We start from the raw sequence: 15,776 nt of genomic DNA, 5'->3' as shown, positions 1-15,776 counted from the left end.
AGTCCTTGCTGCGAGCCGGCGTCACGGCGCCATCGCAGGAGAAGCTACGCTGCCGGTCCGCTCCAGCTTGCCCCAGCCAACGACCCATCCAGCAACCGCGGAAGCGATCGCGCGCACGACTACCCAGTACATGATCTGGCGGTAGACGAGCCGCTGTGCGACCAGCAGGTGCGCCGGATAGCGGACCCGGTGGCCGTCAAGCCGGTAGGCTACCCAGCCGCAGGCCACATCGATGGCGGTAAAAGCGATCCAGTAGGCTGCCATCATGCCGACGTCGCCGCGCGTCTGGGCCCAGCCATGCGCCGAGACCCGCACCGCAGTGCCGAGGATCGAGAGCACCAGCGCCAGGTCGATCAGCGGCGAGATCGCGGCAAAGGCGATCTGGAACAGCCACGCCTGCGGCAGGCCGACGAGGCCGAGCCCGGAAGGCTGGCGGCGGGCGATCACCGCGCGATGCTTCCACAGGCACTGCAATGTGCCGAAGGCCCACCGGTAGCGCTGCTTGGCGAGCGCGGCGAAGCTCTCGGGCGCCTCGGTCCAGGCCACCGCGCGCGGATCGTAAGTGACGCGCCAGCCGTGCCGCTGGATCGCGATCGTCAGGTCCTGGTCCTCGGCCAGCGTGTCCTCGGGATAGCCGCCAACCGAATCGAGCGCGGCGCGGCGCCATGCGCCCACGGCGCCGGGCACCACGGTGATCGCATCGAAACCGGCGAGCGCGCGCCGCTCCAGGTTCTGCGCGGTGATGTATTCCACCGCCTGCCAGCGCGTGACGAGATTGACCCGGTTGCCGACGCGCGCGTCGCCAGCGACCGCGCCGAGTGCCGGATCGGCGAACCAGCGGGTCAGGCGGCGGATCGTCTCGGGCTCGAACTGGGTGTCGGCGTCGAGCGCGATGACGACCTCGCCGGTGGCCTCCTTCAGCGCGCGGTTGAGGGCAGCCGCCTTGCCGCCGTTGCGCAGGGTCAGCAGCGTGACGCGCGGGTCGTTGCCGAAGATCTCGCGCACGATGGTGCTGGTGGCGTCCTTCGATCCGTCGTCGGCAACGATGACCTGAAGCGCCGGGTAGTCGCTCGCCAGCACTCGCGCCACCGAGCCGGCGATCACGCGCTCCTCGTTGAACGCCGGGATGATGACCGAGACGGTCGGTTCGAAATGCGGCGGCTCGGCGCGCTTGCGGCGGCTCTGGAACCAGGCGAGGGCGGCCATGATGACGGCGCGCGCCATGCCCAGCGAGATGGCGACGTAGAAAAGCCAGGTCAGGATCGTGGCAAGCACCATCATCACGATGAAGGCGGTCACGTCGACGCGCACGGCGGCGAGGTCCGGAGTGGAGATCGCCGGCATCGCCCGTGCCTGCGGGATGCCCACCAGCTGCGAGGCGGTGACGAAGCTGTATCCCTCGCCCTTCAGCGCCGAGATGATGCGCGGCAGCGCCGCCACCGTCTCCGACCGCTCGCCGCCGCCGTCGTGCAGCAGAACCACATTGGTCGCGTTGGTCGGGGACGCGCCGTGGACCTGGTCGAGCACCTGCTGGACGATCGCGTCGGTGCCGGGCCGCTGCCAGTCGTTGGGATCGACGTGGAGGCCGACCACCGTGTAGCCAGCCTTCTGCGCCTCCAGCGCCGGGCCGAGTTCATCGGGCGTGGTCGGCTCGGCATCCCCGAAATAGGGTGCGCGAAACAGCGTCATGCTCCGCCCTGTATAGGCTTCGACGAGGCGCTGGGTGGCGTTCAGCTCGAGCCGGGTCTGCTTGGGACCGGCGTTGGCGAGGTTGGGGTGGGTGTAGGTGTGATTGCCCAGTTCGTCCCCGTCGGCGACGATGCGCTTGAGCAGGCCGGGGCTGCCGAGCGCGTTCTCGCCGATCACGAAGAACGTGGCGGGCACGTGCGCGGCTTCCAGTTCGGCGAGGATCTTCGGCGTCCAGGTGGGATCGGGGCCGTCATCGAAGGTCAGCGCCAGGACCTTGGGATTGGAACCCCCTGCCCGCTGGACGACGTAGGGCGTGGGGAGCGACTGGTACTGCTCGTCACGGATCATGCCTTCGGCGTCGAAGCGGATGTTGCGATGCCCGTCGCGCGGGGTGGCGGTGATGCGCAGGATTTCGCCCGAACCCTCGACGTCGGCGCTGCCCGCCGTCTTGGGCGTGGAGAGGTCGGGCGTGCCGCCCTTGCGGAAGGCGTCGAGGTCGGCCCAGAAGCCCGAGTCCTCGGTGCCGAGGCGCCACATCGCCATGTCCTGGATGCCCAGGCGCCGCAGAGCGGCCAGCTCGTTCCAGTTGGCGGCGGCATCGAGCATCCAGATCGTGTGGTGCTGGCTGTCCTTGCCGTCGCCGTCGTCGTAGGCGAACCCTGCGTTGCCGCTGGCGGCGTCGAACGACACCGGCGCGCTGCTGTCGTGCGCGGCAAGCCAGGCATCCTCGATCGAGAGCGCGTCGGTCTCATCGCCGTGCCAGTCGTAAGCGTAGCTGCCCAGCGCGACGACGATGCGGTCCGGTCCGATGCGCTTCAGAGCGCCCTGCACTTCGCGCAGGAACCAGTCCTGAGCGGCGATCGGGCCGGGCGTGCCGCCTTCCCAATGCTGGTCGTAGGCCATGAAGATGATCTTGTCGGAGACCTTCGACAGCGCCTCCAGCGGCCAGCCCGAGGTGTCGGCCGGCACCGTCAGCGCAAGGCGGGAGCCCTGCGGCAGCGCGGCCCGCAGCTCGCGCAGGAAGAGCACGTAGTCGGGCATGGCGCTGGCGGGCAGCGCCTCGAAGTCCATGACGAGGCCGGCTTCATGGCGCTGCACTACCATCGCGGCGAGCCGCTGCTCGAAGGCGCGGCGCTGGACCTTGTCGTGCAGCAGTGCGGCGGCGCCCGCGCCGTCCCATTCGGTGCCGTAGTTCTGCACCATCGGCAGCACCTTGAAGCGGTGCGCCTCGCCCGCGACGAGGTGGTCGAAGCGCGCGTCTGCCTCGACGGTGATGTCGTGGTGCGAGCCGGCGACGTTCACCACCGCCGGGACCACCCAGTCGAGGTCGTTGCCATGGTGGACCAGCGAGAGGAAGCTGGCGTCGTTGTTGGGCAGGTAGAACCCGATGGTAAGCGGCTTCTGCTGGCCTGCGGGGTGCAGCTTGGGCAGCCACGAGGTCAGCCGGTGCTTGAGCGGCGATCCGTGCAGGGTGGAGGCGTGAAGGCGCTGCAGGGGTAGTTCCAGTTCGCGCTGCGGCGGCACCGCCACCAGTGTCGTCGCGAAGGCAACCGCACCGATGATGACCGCCAGCAGCTGCGCCGACAGGACACCTCGTGCCCAGCGGCTGCGGCGGCCGGTGGGATCGTAGAAGATGGGCTTGTTCATGGCCGCGCGATACGCCGTACCGGATGATGGCGACCTGATCGGCCCCTTAACTTTTCGTCATGTTGGCGGCGCTGCGGATCAGCCCATCATGCCCGAGCGGAACCAGCGGCGAAGCGACGGAATTCGGCGCAGTTCACATCCACAGATCCGGCAGCGGCAGCTTTGGATGCCCGACGCGGTCACCGTGATCTTGGCGGAAGCGACGTGCCGTTCCTCGCGGCAATCGGCGCGAGTGCCGAACATGCGCTTGGCGGGACGCCCCGGTTCGCTCGCCATCGTCAGACCCCCGCCTCGGGCGCAACGGCGCGCAGCGCCGCCAGCGTCGTCGCCTCTACCCGGGCCCTGTCGTGGTTGAGGTGATGGTTACCCGGCAGGCCCACGATGCGCGCGGCCGCACCCGTCAACGTGGGGCACAGGCTGTCCCGTTCCTCGCGCCCGTAGACGCAGACCACGGGAGCCCAGCGCAGGGCGCGCAGGGCCTCCATCGGCCGCGCATCCGGCCTCCCGAGATAGGCGAGCGTGCTGGGGTCGGCGCGGAAGTAGACAGTCTGGGCGGGCACCGTCAGGTCGATCGCCAGAATGCGCGAGCGCAGGTCGGGCGGCAGGTCGGGCGCGACCGTCGCGACGATGTCGGCGCCATAGGACTGGCCCATCAGCAGAATCTTCTCCGCGCCGGTCCGGGCGAGGGCGAAGCGAATGGCGCCTTCGACCACCGCGTCGGCCTCTGCGCGCGTACGATGGCGGGCGAAGACGACCGGCGAGCTGATGCCGACGACCGGAATGCCCCGTGCCGCCATGGCCTCGGCGATATGTGCGCCCATCCCGAAGTTGAACCCCATGTCGCCCGAGAGGAACACCGCCGCGACTTTGGGGCGGCCGCGCGAATGCCGGTTTTCGGCCGGGAACAGCCGCATTGGATCGGACCCCAGCAGATGCAGCGCCGGGGCATTGATCGCAGCCAATGCCAACAGGAGGATCGGCAGCAACCAGAGCAGCAGCTTGGACCGAGGCGAGCGGGCTCGTGAGATCGTCATGCCGTCAATATCCTTTCCGAAAGCCGTTTGCGGGGCGCGGCGGCACGGGGAAGGCGAACCGCAGCGGGCGGGATGGCGGGACCGGCCGCGATCAGGCGGGAGACGTCGTGCAGTCCCTGGATCAACCCGATGCCATGCGGCCCGGCGACATAGCGCGGCTCCCAGTGCGGCCCGAACTTCTCCTTGTAGCCGCGCAGGCCGCGAAAGCCGTAGAAGCTCTCGCCGTGCCGGAACACCAGCGCAGCGGCCTTGGCCCAGGCGGGAGCAAGGTGGCGTCCCTCGATCCCGGAGAGCGGCACCTGCCCCAGCGTGAAGCGCCGGTAGCCGCGCGCCTTGGCCCAGATCATCAGGTTGGCGAACAGGAAGTCCATCGTCCCGCGCGGCGCGTCGCCCCGGTGGCGCATGAGGTCGACCGAGGCCTCGGACTTGTCCTGCGTCAGCCACAGGTTCGCGAAGGCGACGATGCGCCCCTCGACCATGACCAGCGCCATGTCGAAGTTGAGCAAGTACATGCGATCGAAGCTGCCCAGGCTGAAGCCCTTTTCGCGGTGGCCCTTGGCCTCCATCCACTCCGCCGAGATCGCCTCGAGCTCGTCGAGGATGATCGGCACGGCGGCGGCGGGGACCACGCGCAGGGTCGCTCCCGCCTTGGCCGCCACGCGCTCGGACTTGCGGACGCTGCGCAGCTGCGGTGTGCCAAGCTCGAAAGTTTCGAGGTCGACGACCGCCTCCTCGCCGTACTTCACGATCTGCAGGCCCATGCCGATCGCGAGGTCGAGCACGGCGGGCGATACCTCGTAGAGCATCAGCCGACCTTGCCGGCGGTGCGACAGGTCGCGCATCGCCCAGAGCAGTTCGCCCCAGGACCGCTCCGCGCCCACCGGATCGCCCATGACCACCCAGCTCGAGCCCTTGACCTGGTACATGACGAAGGCGTCGCGCGCCTCGGAGACCAGGAAGCGCTTGTCGCCGGTCAGCGCCAGCATCGCCTCGGTGCGGCCGCTGGAGGCCAGGATCGCGCGGATCGCGGGGCTGACATCCTCCACGTCCTGCCGCCGGGTGGACGGCGCGAAAAGGCGCGAGAGGGCGAACCCCGCAACGAACACGGCAGAGGCGAGCGCGGCGCGCAGATAGCGCGGGGCGTCGGCGCGCAAGGCGAACTTCCACCACAGGTCGTCGTCGTAGGGAACGTGGCGATAGGCGAAGAGCCCCGCCCATAGCGCCAGCGCGGCGACCATCGCGATCCCCGCCAGCCACCCGGCGGTCAGCGGCGTTTCAGTCAGCGCGGTGCGGCGGTAGAAGGCGCCGCGCGTCAGGTGGAGCAGCGCGGCGAGCCCGAGGCAGGCGACCGCCTCCTCGTAATCGATGCCCTTGGTCAGCGAGAAGAAGGCGCCGGCCACCAGCAGCAGCCGTGTCGCCAGGCAGGCCCCGTCGAGCCGGCGGTAGAGACCGGGCGCCAGCAGCAGCAGCGCGGTGCCGACGAGGCTGGCGGCGATGTGGCTTGCCTCGATGAAGGGCAGAGGCAGCACGTCGGCCAGCAGGCCCATGCGGGCATGGATCGCGGGCAGCGAGCCCGACAGCAGCAACATCCCGCCGCCGAGGAAGACCGCCCCGCTCAGCAGCAGCGGCGAGACGCTGGTGGCGAGCGTCTGCATCCCGTCCACCAGCATCGCCATCCTGCGGCTTCGCGCCCCTTCGTGCCACGCCAGCAGCAGCGCGGCGATCACCAGAGGCAGCAGGTAATAGACGAGGCGGTAGGCGATGAGCGCGGCGAACAGCGTCGCCCGGTCGATCGGCAGGACGGCGAGGACGACGGCCTCGAACACGCCGAGGCCGCCCGGAACATGGCTCACCAGTGCGATGACGATACCGAGCGCATAGGCCAGCACGAAGGCGGGAAGCTGAGCGGGGTCGGCCGCCGGGATCAGGACGAAGAGCGCACCGGCCGCGCAGGACAGGTCGATGAAGCCGATGCCGGTCTGCGCCGCGATGTCGCGGGGGCGCGGCAGGGGCAGACGCATGCCCAGGATCGAGAGCGGACCTTCCACACGCCCTGCGACGAGAACCAGCGCCGCCATGAAGGCCAGCGTCGCCGCCCCCGCCAGATGCGTCGCGACCGGACCGAGCGATACCGGGCCGAAGTCGTGGTGGCTGCGGTGGAACAGCATCGCGGCGCCTCCGATCGTCAACACCCCGGCCCAGAAGTTGCCCGCGGCCAGCGCCACCACGCGAGCCACGTCCGGCCCGTCCAGCCCCGCCGCGACGTAGATGCGGTAGCGCGCAGACCCACCGGTCAACAGCGAGAGGCCGAGATTGTGGCTCAGCGTGTAGCTCGTGAACGAGGCCAGCGCGGCGGTGCGCCAGGGCAGCGGCCGCCCGATGATGCGCAGCGCGAGGTAGTCGTAGAAGGTCAGCGCGAGATAGCTCAGGGCAGTGAAGCCCAGCGCCAGCACGATCTGCCCCCAGGTCAGCGCATGGACGGCCGCGCGAACGTCCCTGTAGCGGATTTCCTTGGTCAGCGCGTCGAGCGCCGCGAAGCCCAGCGCGATCACCGCGAGGACCACGGCGAGCGTGATCGGCCGGCGATGGCGTTCAAACAGGCCGAGCAAGGTCTTCACGCGGGCACCTCCCCGATCCGGGTCCAGACCTGCGACTTGCAGAGCAGTCCGCCCAGGATGCAGCCCTTCACCTTCAGCCGGTCGGGCGAAAGCTCGTCGATCTCGGATGCGAAACGCCGGCCCATGTCGGGCACGAAGACCGTGCCCTGCCACACGCCGCGCCCGCGCAGGCGATAGTTCTCGAGCAGCTCGGTACCGACGAGGCGCGGAACGCTGGCATCGGCGGCGTCGGCCTGCGCCTGCTTGCTGGCCCAGACGATCCGGCCGCAGAGCGTGCGGGCGCCGCCCTGTCCGCACGTATCCGTGTGTACCGCCAGTGTATGCTTCGGGTTCATCCAAAGTCCCTCGCCGCCGCCCTCGCCGGCGAAGGCTGGTGTCGCCGCCAGGAGGGCGATGAACGGGATCAGGAAGACGTGACGCATGGCAGGCTCCGGGCTTTGAGCGCCCGATTAGTCTCGCCCGGATTGCGGGATGCTCGCCGCGGCATGAAATATCGGCAATCTGGGCTCCGGGCTCAGCCGCCCAGTGAATAGGTGATGACGAAGCAGGCCAGGGTCAGCATCAGCATCGCCGCGATGAAAGCGGCATCGGCGATCCGTTCCAGCCAGTGCAGGCGTGTCACCGACTGGACGCGCAGCGCGAAGTACGAGCACAGCGTCGCCAGCAGGAACGCCAGCGCATCGACCGAGAGCAGGTCGTCCGCGATCGTCTCCCCGCCGCGAACCACGACGGCGACACGCAGCAGGCCGATCCCGGTCATGCACACCCCGACCATGGCCGATGCGATCGGGCAGATCAGGCGGCAGGTCCCCTCGTCGAGCTTGGCGCGGCGCTGGTGCGGGCTTTCGGTCGTCAGGTCGGGTTCCATCGTCGGATCTTGCTGGTGGGACGGGCGATGGATACGGTGAAGAGCGGCTCCTCCCGCTGGAGGAAAGATGATCGAAAGTTAATGTGCTCCCCACGGCGTGTGATATCCGGCAGAAGTAGAGCACGAATTCCACTCACGGGGACGCCGGCGGAATGAGCCAGAAAATCCTGCTTGTCGAAGATGATGCCGCAACCGCCGAATTCGTCGCCAATGGCCTCGGGGAGGCGGGCTTCCTGGTCGACCGTGCCGGGAACGGCCGCGACGGACTGTTTCTGGCGACCGACGGCGGCTATCACTGCATCGTGCTCGATCGCATGCTGCCGGGGCTCGACGGCATGGCGGCGCTGGCCGCGATGCGCGGGGCGGGTGTGGAAACGCCGGTCATCATCCTCTCCGCTCTCGGCTCGCCAGAGGACCGGATCAAGGGCCTGACCAGCGGCTGCGACGACTATCTCGTCAAGCCTTTCACCTTCGCCGAACTGCTGGCCCGCATCCGCCTGCTGATCCGCCGGGGCGCGTCTTCCTCGCCGGGGCCTGAAACCGTCCTGCGCTGCGACGACCTGGAGATGGACCTGCTCTCCCGCCGCGTCCGCCGGGGCGAACGCACGATCGACCTGCAGCCACGCGAGTTCCGTCTTCTCGAGTTCCTGCTGCGCCACGTCGACCAGGTGGTGACCCGCACCATGCTGCTCGAGGGCGTGTGGGACTATCACTTCGATCCCGGCACCAATGTCGTCGACGTCCACCTCAGCCGCCTGCGCAAGAAGATCGACGAGGGCGAGGCGCGGCGCCTGCTGCACACGGTGCGCGGCGCGGGCTACCGGATCGGCGCGGAGCCGTGAGCTTCAGGTCGGCGATCTGGCGTTCGACGACGTTCCGCTTCGCCGCGCTGGTCTTCCTGTTCCAGCTGATCGCCGCGGCCGTCCTGCTGTTCGGCCCCACCGCGCTGCTGCGCAACCAGAGCCGGGCCGACGCGGTGGCGGTCGCCCAGACCATGCGCGACGACCTTCTGGAAACCTACGATAACGGCGGCCTGCCCGCCCTCACCCGCGCGGTGGCCATGCGAACCTCGCGGCAGGTCGAGCGGTCTGCCGTGCTGCTCGTCACCTCACCCACGGGCAGGCCGATCGGCGGCAACCTCGACGCGCTCCCCGCTGACCTGCCCTTCGCCGCGCCCTATGCGCTGGTGAAGCAGAAACGCTCGGGCCATACCGCGCCCGAGGCGATGCTGGTGCAGTCCGTCCGCCTGCCCGACGGCGGCGTGCTGCTGACGGGCACGGTGGTGGAGAGCGAACGCCAGGTCCTCGCCCTGCTCGAACGCACCAGCATGATCGCGCTGGGCCTGTCGGTGGTCTTCGCGGTGGCAGCGGCGTTCCTCTCCACCCGCTTCATCCTCGGCCGTCTGCAGGCGAGCATCGCGACGCTGGGCGACGTCCGTTCCGGCAACCTGTCCCGCCGCGTCCCGCGCGACGACACGGGCGACGCCTTCGCCCTTCTCGGCAGCGAAGTGAACCAGGCGCTCGACCGCGTGGCGGCGCTCAACGACGAACTCAAGATCGCCACCGACACGCTCGCCCACGACCTGAAGTCCCCCCTCACCCGCATGCGCGCCGCGCTCGACCGGGCGGCGCAGAACGTCGACGACCCGCAGGCACAGCCCTTCATCGACCAGGCTCTGGCCGAAAGCGAACGCCTCCTCGCCATCATCGAAACCGCGCTCAGCATTACCCGCGCCGAGGCCGGGCTGGGCCGCGAGAGCTTCGTCCCCGCCGACCTCTCGGAACTCCTCGAAACCGTCGCCGAAATCTACGCCCCGACGGTGGAGGATCAGGGCCGCGCGATCGAGGTCCGCGCCCCTGCCCGGTTCGACATGCCCGTCCACCGCCAGCTGCTGGACCAGGCGATCGGCAATCTCGTCGATAACGCGCTGAAATACGGGAAAGGCACCGTGACCCTCTCGCTCGCCCCCGACGAGACCGGCGCCGCGATCACCGTCACCGACGAGGGACCCGGCATCCCGCCCAAACAGCGCGAGCAGGCGCTGCGCCGGTTCGCCCGCCTCGACGAAGCGCGCGGCGGTTGGGGCGCGGGTCTTGGCCTTTCGCTCGTTCAGGCGGTTGCCCATCTCCACGGCGGCACGGTGGAGCTGGGCGATGCCGGTCCAGGCCTTGCAGTGGCGATCCGGTTGCGGGGCGCCGCCGGTCACTGACCGATACTGCTGGTCAGAACGGGATTTCGGCGCCTTCGTAGTCGAACAGCTTCCCGCTGTCGGGAACCTTCAACTCCTCGATCACGTCGAGCAGCTGCAGCGCCGCGCGTTCCGCATCGAACAGCCGTCCGGGCTGGACGCTGCCCTGGAACGGCCGGGACAGGCCGGTGTCCACCGTACCGGGGTGGAGCGCGACGACGATCGCCCGGTCGTTGCGGCGGCGTTCCTCGATGGCGAGGTTGCGGACCAGCATGTTGAGCGCAGCCTTGGACGCCCGGTACCCGTGCCATCCGCCGAGGCGGTTGTCGCTGATCGATCCCACCCGCGCCGATAGCGCCGCGAACACCGATCGGCCGCCTTTGGGTAGGATCGGCAGGAAATGCTTCGCGACAAGGGCGGGGCCAATCGCGTTGACGGCATAGACCTGGGCCAGCCAATCCGGATCGAGATCGCGCAATGCCTTCTCGGGGCCGTGGTCACCTGCATGGAGCAAGCCGGTTGCGACGATCACCAGCGTCGGCGGCGGACCTTGCCCAACGTGGGCAGCAGCAGCGGCGATGCTCTTTTCGTCCAGCAGGTCGAGGTGCTGCGTACCGCTTCGCGACCGCGCGAAACCGTGAACGACATCGAAGGCACCTTCCTCGACCAGCGCCGCTTCGAACGCGCCGCCGATCCCGCCGGAAGCGCCGATGACAACCGCGGAGACGCTGGGCTTGCTCATGTGCGGGTGAAGCGCCAGCGATCCGCTTCGCTCTCGGCTGCGTCGAAGCGATAGCCGTCGCTGTCGAAGCCGCGCATCGCATCGACGTCGGTGACGTGATGCTCGCAGAGCCAGCGCGCCATCATGCCGCGTGCACGCTTGGCGTTGAAACTGACGAAGCGCGGGCCGTCCGGGCCGGGCTCGCGGAACTCCACCTCGATCACGCGCATCCCGTCCAGCTTGCCCTTGACCGCCGCGAAGTATTCCTGGCTGGCAAGATTGAGCACCGCGCCCGAACCCTCTTCCGCAACCTGATCGCGCAGCACTGCGGCGATGCGATCGCCCCACCAGTCGGTCAGGCTCTTGCGGCGCGGCGCCCAGCGCGTGCCCATCTCTAACCGGTAGGGCCGGATGGCGTCGAGCGGGCGGAGCAGGCCATAGAGACCCGAGAGCATGCGGACGTGATCCTGCGCGAAAGCGACCCCCGCCTCGTCCAGCGTGTGCGCCTCGAAGCCGGTATAGACGTCGCCTGCAAAGGCGAACAGCGCCTGCCGCTGGGGCAGTTCGGCGAAGTCACGGAAACGGTCGGCGTTCAGCTTGGCGAGGCGCGGAGAGATATGCATCAGCTCCGACAGTCGCTTCTGCGTCAGGTTGGCGGCCGACCTGGCGAGCACTTGCGCTTCCTCGGCGAAATGGGGGGCGGTCATGTCGAGCGGCGGGAGCGCGCGTTCGAAGTCGAGGGTCTTGGCGGGAGACAGCAGGGCGATCATGGCACCGGCGGTAGCGGCGGCAGGCGCCGGCGTCAAACCGCCGGCGCCTCGCCTTGCCGGCCCCACCAGTGGACGGATCGGTGATCCATCGTCCCTGCGCTTGCGCCTGCATTGACGGGGCCGCTTCTCCGGCCAAAGAAGCGTCAAATTCGTGCGGGAGATCGATGATGGCGGATGAGGCGATGCGGGTCGCAGTGGTCACCGGTGCCAGTTCCGGCATCGGCAGGGAACTGGCGAAGGCTTTGGCCGGCCAGGGTTGGCGCGTCATCGGGACCGGCAGGAATCCGGCCCGGATCGCAGATGCGGAGGCCGAAATCCGCAGCGTGTCGACGAGCGGCCAGGTGGAAATGCTACGTGCGGACCTGTCGCTGATGGCGTCGGCACGGGAGACGGCGGACCGGATCGGCGCGCTTACCGATCGCATCGACCTTCTCGTCAACAACGCGGGCGGAATGGCCAGCGAAATGGTGATGACGCAAGAGGGTCTGGAAGCGAACTTCGCCGGAAATCACCTCGGGCCGTTCGTGCTCACCAATGCGCTGCTGCCCCTGCTGCGTGCTGCCGCGAAGGACCGTGAGCCGGGCGCAGTGCGGATACTCAACACTGCCTCCGACGCGAGCGAGATGGTCCCCGCCATCGACCTGGACGACATGCAGAGCCTGGAGCGTTTCAGCCCCGGCCTGGCCTATTGCACGGGCAAGCTCGCCAACGTGCTGTTCGCGCGCGCCCTTGCGACCCGGCTTGGACATGAGGGGATCGCCGCCCATGCGGTCCATCCGGGCGCGGTCGATTCGAATTTCTTTTCCTACGCCCCCAAGGATACGCAGGAGCGCGCCCTGGGCCTCGACAAGGCTACCGAGGCAGAGGGGGCGGACACGTTGATCTGGCTTGCTACGGCTTACGAAGGTTGGCGGACCAACGGTGGATACTGGTTCCGCCGGGAACTGCGCGCACCGAACCCGGTCGTCGACGACCCGGCCGTCGTCAATCGCTTCTGGATCGAAAGCGAACGGCTTGTGGAGACGGCCTCTCGGGCTTGAAGCGCCGCCTCAGCCAGCCATCAGCCGACGGCACACTGCGCCGTCGGCCGCTGCCAAGCGTCAAGGAGTCAGGTTCGCCCTCGAGGGGCGAACCCGCAGAACGTCAGCGCGCGCTTGCGAACTGGGTGCGCGAAACGGTCGAAGCGTCTGCGGTGCGTGCCTCGATCCGCGTGCGGATGTCGGCCATCACGGCCGCGCGGCATTCCTGCGACTTGCGCTCGAGCGAGAGGTGGATGCGCTCCATGCCTTCGCCGCAGACCGAGCGGGCAGCCTGGTCCATGCGGATGGCGAGGCGCTGCTGTCCTTCGGCGGTGGCGAGATCAAGCCCCTTGAGTTGGAGCACCGCCTGGTCCTTGGCAAACGGATTGTCGCCGCTGGTGGCAGGCGCGGTCGCCGCCGAGGCGGTGGTGGCAAAGGCGAAGGACGCCAGGGCCAAGAGGCCAATCTTCATCGTCATCTCCTGAATACATATCGAGGTCGCTCTGCGGCGACCCCACCGTACATAGCGTCCGGTAGGAGAATTGACAATGGAAGGATCGCGCCGCCGTGCGGCGCGCGGGTATCAGGCTCCGATGACCAAGGATGCAAGCTCCGTGACGTGGCCCAGCAGCCCGATGGGCAGGTCTGCGCGTTTGGTTGTTTCGGCGGCCGCACCGGGATCGCGAACCGTGACGTCGATGGTCCGGGCCATTGGTGCCGACCACGCGCGGACCGTATCGACGGGAAGGCGAACCTTCCAGGTCTGTCGCCCTTCGACCGGCACTGCATGGCCGTTGATGCGGACTTCGGAAGCGGCATCGGCGCGCTGACCGGAGACCAGCAGGCAGCTTTCTTCGCCGCACGAGACGAGCCGGGTGTCAGGCGCCGACGCGGCCATGGCGGACGGAGAAAGCGTTGCGGCGAGGAGTGCGGCGCCGATTGCGATCATGCGCATCGGTTGCGCTCCTGCGGCCGGCTGCCACCGATCGCCTGCGACCTTGCTTCGATGGCGGCGGCGATTACCTTGAAAATCGATGCGCCGATGGTCGCGACATGCCCGGCAAAGCCTTGCTTGCCCATGTGTCGGAGAATCGCCTTGTCGTGCATCTGCAGCCTTCACCTTGCCTTGGCCCCAAGGGTGCGCCGGGCAAGGCCATCAAGGCAGATGCAATTTTACAATGGCAGGCATAGTTTGAACCTATGCCCTCGGCAAAGCGCGGAGCCGGCGGAACACCTCGTCTATGAAAAGCTGCGTGGCCGTGTCGCGCGCGGGCTCCGCCCGGGCGAGGAGGAAGATGTCGTAAGAAGGCTGGAAATCCGCGTGTAGCAGCGGCCAGAGCGCACCGCTCGCCACTTCGGTCCGAACCACGGGCTCCGGCAGGAAGCCGATGCCGACGCCGCAGAGGATCAGGCGCCGCGCTTCGTTCACGTCCTCGGCAAGGCCGGCCACCTTGGCGCCCAGACCGTAACGGCGGCGCAGGTGGGTCACGCCCTCGAGTTCGTCCTCGCCGGTAAGCACGAAGGCTTCGGTCTTGAGTTCCTTGGGCTGGCCGATCCGGTAGCCGAACAGCGGGTGGCTGCGCGAGCAGTAGAGCTGCTGGCGCTCGACGAACAGCGGCTCGTAAACAAGGCTGCCACGCACGCTGCTGTCGTAGCCGATGCCCACTTCCACTTCGCCACGTTCGAGGGCGTCGAGCACCTGGCGCCAGGGCGAGACGCGGATTTCGATGCGGATGTCGGGGTTGCGCCGGTGGAAGCTGGCGATCGCCTCGTCGAATTCCGGCGAGACGATCGCCGAGACCATCTGGATCCGCACGATCCCCTCGACCCGCTTGGTGGCCTGCGCGATCTGGTGCGGCACCATCCGCGCCGTTTCCAGCATGTCCTCGCACAGCGCCATCATCGCCTTGCCGGCCGAGGTCATCTCGACGCCCGAGGCGGAGCGGCGCAGGAGAGTGGCGCCGACGTGGTCTTCGAGCCGCTTGAGCGCGGCGCTGATGCTCGGCTGCTGCTTGTTGAGCTGCCGGGCTGCCGCGCCGATGCCGCCGGCCCGGACGATCTCGACGAAAGTCCGCATCAGGTTCCAGTCGACCTGGCTGGCGAATTTCCGGTCGGGCAGCTGCGTGGGTTCACTCATGCGTCACGGTTCCATCGATGTGGTCGGGGCGGAGGTAGCCCATGCTCCGCCCCGAGCCATAGATGGAAACGATGAAAACCGGCAAATTGATGCGCCGGCGCTTATGCCCTCGTCACTTGGCGGGCTCGGGCTTCAGCGACTTCTTCGGCCACCAGGTGAGCGTGTGCTCGTCGTGCGCGGTGGTCCACACGCCGGACTTGGTCCAGCGCAGGGCTCCGCTGCCCGCCGGCTTGCCGAGACGCGACACCACGGTCATCGTCTTCACGTCGATCGCGGCGAAGAGCTGGTCGTCGGTGGTGCGCAGCCAGACCTTGCCGGCGCCGGTGTCGATATCGCCCCACTTGAGGTTGTCGCCAACCTTGACGCGGCCGGTCACTTCGCCAGTCGCCGGGTCGACGCGCGCGACGGTGCCGTCGCCCTGCTCCTGGACCCAGATGGCGCCCTCCCCCGCGGCAAGGAAGCCCGGCGCCTTGCCGAGCAGCGTCCGCTTGGTGACGGTGTTGGTCGCCGGGTCGATGCGCTGGATCGACTGCTGACCCAGGGCGACGGCCCAGATCGATCCATAGCCGGACACGACATAGGACGTTCCGGGATCGACGGTGACGGACGCCACCACGCTGTTGGTCGCCGGATCGACGCGCGCGATCACGCCTTTGACGTCGGTGGCCATCCAGATCGATCCGGCGCCCGCGGCGACCATCATCTCGGCGCCGCCGGTGAGCTTGGGGATGCCGGTGGGGATCGTCGCGGCCAGCTTGCCGGTGTGGATGTCGATCCGGTTCAGCGTGCCGTCCGCGCAATTGGCGACCCACAGGCTTTCGTTCGCGATCACCATGGCGCCGCAGGGGTGGGCGACGGCGACTTCGGCGAGCTTGCCCTTGCGGGACCACTGTTCCACCCGGCCCTTGTTGGTCGTCCAGACGGTCTTGCCGTCGACCGCCAGGAAGTCCGCAAAGCCGGGGACCTGGATGACCTGCTCGCCCTCGGCTTGGGCGGAGGCGGAAAACGCGGCGAGCCCCATGGTCGCCGCCAGCACTGCAATCGTCTTGAACCTGCGCATGTTTTCCCCCTGTGATCGTCCTGGA

The 15,776-nt window shown here is 68.5% G+C and carries 16 protein-coding genes; 3 read left to right on the top strand and 13 right to left on the bottom strand.

The genetic code is table 11. The features are described from left to right. Positions 1 to 21 precede the first annotated feature (21 nt). The 6 genes from PMI02_RS01560 to PMI02_RS01535 all read right to left on the bottom strand — a co-directional run bounded on the left by PMI02_RS01560 (position 22) and on the right by PMI02_RS01535 (position 7,856). Complete coding sequence (locus PMI02_RS01560; protein ID WP_007677713.1) at positions 22 to 3,336, bottom strand: glycosyltransferase; 3,315 nt, start codon at positions 3,334 to 3,336, stop codon at positions 22 to 24. Between the two features lie 78 nt (positions 3,337 to 3,414). After that, positions 3,415 to 3,612 (bottom strand): hypothetical protein, encoded by a 198-nt coding sequence (locus PMI02_RS01555; protein WP_007677712.1) that lies wholly within the window; start codon positions 3,610 to 3,612, stop codon positions 3,415 to 3,417. A gap of 2 nt (positions 3,613 to 3,614) precedes the next feature. Then, positions 3,615 to 4,370 (bottom strand): AcvB/VirJ family lysyl-phosphatidylglycerol hydrolase, encoded by a 756-nt coding sequence (locus PMI02_RS01550; protein WP_007677711.1) that lies wholly within the window; start codon positions 4,368 to 4,370, stop codon positions 3,615 to 3,617. Further along, positions 4,367 to 6,988: a bifunctional lysylphosphatidylglycerol flippase/synthetase MprF gene (gene mprF, locus PMI02_RS01545; RefSeq protein WP_007677710.1), complete on the bottom strand. Its 2,622-nt coding sequence runs from the start codon at positions 6,986 to 6,988 to the stop codon at positions 4,367 to 4,369. Before mprF ends, PMI02_RS01550 begins: the two co-directional genes overlap by 4 nt. Then, positions 6,985 to 7,410 carry a DUF2147 domain-containing protein gene (locus PMI02_RS01540; RefSeq protein ID WP_007677709.1) on the bottom strand — a complete coding sequence of 142 codons (426 nt, stop codon included), beginning with the start codon at positions 7,408 to 7,410 and terminating at the stop codon, positions 6,985 to 6,987. The genes mprF and PMI02_RS01540 overlap by 4 nt, the downstream gene beginning before the upstream one ends. A gap of 92 nt (positions 7,411 to 7,502) precedes the next feature. Next, complete coding sequence (locus tag PMI02_RS01535; protein WP_007677708.1) at positions 7,503 to 7,856, bottom strand: hypothetical protein; 354 nt, start codon at positions 7,854 to 7,856, stop codon at positions 7,503 to 7,505. Between the two features lie 152 nt (positions 7,857 to 8,008). Here PMI02_RS01535 and PMI02_RS01530 point away from each other — a divergent pair, with 152 nt between their 5' ends. After that, positions 8,009 to 8,698 (top strand): response regulator transcription factor, encoded by a 690-nt coding sequence (locus PMI02_RS01530; protein WP_007677707.1) that lies wholly within the window; start codon positions 8,009 to 8,011, stop codon positions 8,696 to 8,698. After that, positions 8,695 to 10,065 carry a HAMP domain-containing sensor histidine kinase gene (locus PMI02_RS01525; protein WP_007677706.1) on the top strand — a complete coding sequence of 457 codons (1,371 nt, stop codon included), beginning with the start codon at positions 8,695 to 8,697 and terminating at the stop codon, positions 10,063 to 10,065. Before PMI02_RS01530 ends, PMI02_RS01525 begins: the two co-directional genes overlap by 4 nt. Before the next feature lie 13 nt (positions 10,066 to 10,078). Here PMI02_RS01525 and PMI02_RS01520 read toward each other — a convergent pair whose 3' ends face one another. Both PMI02_RS01520 and yaaA read right to left on the bottom strand, forming a co-directional pair. Further along, positions 10,079 to 10,786 (bottom strand): SDR family NAD(P)-dependent oxidoreductase, encoded by a 708-nt coding sequence (locus PMI02_RS01520; protein WP_007677705.1) that lies wholly within the window; start codon positions 10,784 to 10,786, stop codon positions 10,079 to 10,081. Further along, a complete protein-coding gene (yaaA, locus tag PMI02_RS01515) occupies positions 10,783 to 11,535 on the bottom strand; it encodes a peroxide stress protein YaaA (protein WP_007677704.1) in 753 nt (250 codons plus the stop codon). The genes PMI02_RS01520 and yaaA overlap by 4 nt, the downstream gene beginning before the upstream one ends. A 167-nt stretch (positions 11,536 to 11,702) precedes the next feature. On the opposite strand from yaaA, the gene PMI02_RS01510 reads away from it, so the two are divergent. Further along, the gene (locus PMI02_RS01510; RefSeq protein ID WP_007677703.1) at positions 11,703 to 12,575 is read left to right on the top strand and encodes an SDR family NAD(P)-dependent oxidoreductase; all 873 of its coding nucleotides are present in this window, start codon (positions 11,703 to 11,705) and stop codon (positions 12,573 to 12,575) included. Between the two features lie 103 nt (positions 12,576 to 12,678). On the opposite strand, the gene PMI02_RS01505 is transcribed toward PMI02_RS01510, so the two are convergent. The 5 genes from PMI02_RS01505 to PMI02_RS01490 form a co-directional block, all read right to left on the bottom strand. Beyond that, positions 12,679 to 13,026 (bottom strand): UrcA family protein, encoded by a 348-nt coding sequence (locus PMI02_RS01505; RefSeq protein WP_007677702.1) that lies wholly within the window; start codon positions 13,024 to 13,026, stop codon positions 12,679 to 12,681. A gap of 111 nt (positions 13,027 to 13,137) precedes the next feature. Next, positions 13,138 to 13,509, bottom strand: coding sequence for a hypothetical protein (locus PMI02_RS01500; RefSeq protein ID WP_007677700.1), 372 nt, complete (start codon positions 13,507 to 13,509; stop codon positions 13,138 to 13,140). Next, entirely contained in the window at positions 13,500 to 13,661 is a 162-nt protein-coding gene (locus PMI02_RS26860) for a hypothetical protein (protein WP_007677685.1), read from the bottom strand. Before PMI02_RS26860 ends, PMI02_RS01500 begins: the two co-directional genes overlap by 10 nt. Before the next feature lie 91 nt (positions 13,662 to 13,752). Further along, a complete protein-coding gene (locus PMI02_RS01495; RefSeq protein WP_007677683.1) occupies positions 13,753 to 14,691 on the bottom strand; it encodes a LysR family transcriptional regulator in 939 nt (312 codons plus the stop codon). Positions 14,692 to 14,803: 112 nt separating this feature from the next. Beyond that, complete coding sequence (locus PMI02_RS01490; protein ID WP_007677659.1) at positions 14,804 to 15,751, bottom strand: hypothetical protein; 948 nt, start codon at positions 15,749 to 15,751, stop codon at positions 14,804 to 14,806. Positions 15,752 to 15,776: the final 25 nt, after the last annotated feature.

It is taken from the genome of Novosphingobium sp. AP12 (assembly GCF_000281975.1).
Taxonomy (GTDB): domain Bacteria; phylum Pseudomonadota; class Alphaproteobacteria; order Sphingomonadales; family Sphingomonadaceae; genus Novosphingobium.
This window is presented reverse-complemented; position numbering and strand designations above follow the sequence as displayed.

Coding starts and splice junctions, on each gene's coding strand:
- PMI02_RS01510 (WP_007677703.1), top strand. CDS start 11,703: ATGGCGGATGAGGCGATGCGGGTCGCAGTGGTCACCGGTGCCAGTTCC.
- PMI02_RS01520 (WP_007677705.1), bottom strand. CDS start 10,786: ATGAGCAAGCCCAGCGTCTCCGCGGTTGTCATCGGCGCTTCCGGCGGG.
- PMI02_RS01540 (WP_007677709.1), bottom strand. CDS start 7,410: ATGCGTCACGTCTTCCTGATCCCGTTCATCGCCCTCCTGGCGGCGACA.
- PMI02_RS01555 (WP_007677712.1), bottom strand. CDS start 3,612: ATGGCGAGCGAACCGGGGCGTCCCGCCAAGCGCATGTTCGGCACTCGC.
- PMI02_RS01495 (WP_007677683.1), bottom strand. CDS start 14,691: ATGAGTGAACCCACGCAGCTGCCCGACCGGAAATTCGCCAGCCAGGTC.
- PMI02_RS01505 (WP_007677702.1), bottom strand. CDS start 13,026: ATGAAGATTGGCCTCTTGGCCCTGGCGTCCTTCGCCTTTGCCACCACC.
- yaaA (WP_007677704.1), bottom strand. CDS start 11,535: ATGATCGCCCTGCTGTCTCCCGCCAAGACCCTCGACTTCGAACGCGCG.
- PMI02_RS01535 (WP_007677708.1), bottom strand. CDS start 7,856: ATGGAACCCGACCTGACGACCGAAAGCCCGCACCAGCGCCGCGCCAAG.
- PMI02_RS01560 (WP_007677713.1), bottom strand. CDS start 3,336: ATGAACAAGCCCATCTTCTACGATCCCACCGGCCGCCGCAGCCGCTGG.
- PMI02_RS26860 (WP_007677685.1), bottom strand. CDS start 13,661: ATGCACGACAAGGCGATTCTCCGACACATGGGCAAGCAAGGCTTTGCC.
- PMI02_RS01530 (WP_007677707.1), top strand. CDS start 8,009: ATGAGCCAGAAAATCCTGCTTGTCGAAGATGATGCCGCAACCGCCGAA.
- PMI02_RS01490 (WP_007677659.1), bottom strand. CDS start 15,751: ATGCGCAGGTTCAAGACGATTGCAGTGCTGGCGGCGACCATGGGGCTC.
- PMI02_RS01550 (WP_007677711.1), bottom strand. CDS start 4,370: ATGACGATCTCACGAGCCCGCTCGCCTCGGTCCAAGCTGCTGCTCTGG.
- PMI02_RS01500 (WP_007677700.1), bottom strand. CDS start 13,509: ATGCGCATGATCGCAATCGGCGCCGCACTCCTCGCCGCAACGCTTTCT.